Source organism: Lactobacillus sp. C449L, from assembly GCF_059900815.1.
The window spans coordinates 1-443 of the sequence record NZ_JBWXGA010000272.1 but is presented as its reverse complement, the minus strand read 5'-3'; the positions used below and the strand labels follow the sequence as shown (position 1 = coordinate 443).

Annotated in this window: 1 protein-coding gene; it reads left to right on the top strand. The window is 47.6% G+C overall.

The annotated features are described in order from the left end of the window. Positions 1–443, top strand: a 443-nt coding sequence (locus AC2JF9_RS09355) for a DUF4277 domain-containing protein (RefSeq protein ID WP_500727223.1), incomplete at both ends; no start/stop codon positions are given.

Genomic DNA, 443 nt, shown 5'->3' with positions numbered 1-443 from the left:
CCTCTTTATCGTGTGAATGAGTTTTATAAAAGCGTGGACATTTCCAATCTATTTGACAAGGCTTGGCAGGCCGATGATTTTAACGATGACCGCTTGGGGCGGTCTTTGGAAAAGCTTGCCAAGAGTGATCTTTCAGGCATTTATCATGGCATTGCCTTTGAAGCTTTGGAGAAGGAAGGGATCCTCCTTGATCAGGCTCATCTTGATACGACGAGCCTTTCCGTTCAGGGATCCTATGAAACAGCAGATTCAGAAGAAGCCTCCCTCCGGATTAACTTCGGCCATAGTAAGGAGCGCCGACCGGATTTAAAACAGCTGATGTTTGGGTTGGGCAGCGTTCAAGGCCTTCCGATCTTCGCCGATGTCATGGATGGAAACACATCGGATAAAAAGTGGAATGGAGACATGGCCCTTCAGATGAAAGATCTCCTTCCGCCAGAAAC